At 52.4% G+C, this 271-nt stretch carries 1 protein-coding gene; it reads left to right on the top strand.

The features are described from left to right. Window positions 1-60 precede the first annotated feature (60 nt). The gene (locus PZC42_RS24695) at window positions 61-258 is read left to right on the top strand and encodes a hypothetical protein (RefSeq protein WP_498041204.1); all 198 of its coding nucleotides are present in this window, start codon (window positions 61-63) and stop codon (window positions 256-258) included. Window positions 259-271 lie beyond the last annotated feature (13 nt).

The following is a 271-nucleotide window of genomic DNA, read 5'->3' as shown; positions in this document are numbered from 1 at the left end:
CTTGCAAGAAAAAGGCAAATACGGATAGACGCATGAGATTAACGTTGCTACTAGCCGGATCTGAGGACTGCATGCGGTATCAACGGGGACTACACCGGTCGCTATATACACTGGGGCGTGCGGGAGCATGCCATGGCCTCCATTTCCAACGGCCTGGCCGCCTTCAACAAGGGCACTATCCTCCCAGTGACATCCAGCTTTTTCATGTTCTACATTGTATGGACCGCTTTCCCTCCCTGCCCTAGTCACCTTCTTTAGCGTAGAGAAGTGA

Source organism: Isoptericola croceus (assembly GCF_029382255.1).
GTDB lineage: Bacteria > Actinomycetota > Actinomycetes > Actinomycetales > Cellulomonadaceae > Isoptericola > Isoptericola croceus.
This window is presented reverse-complemented; position numbering and strand designations above follow the sequence as displayed.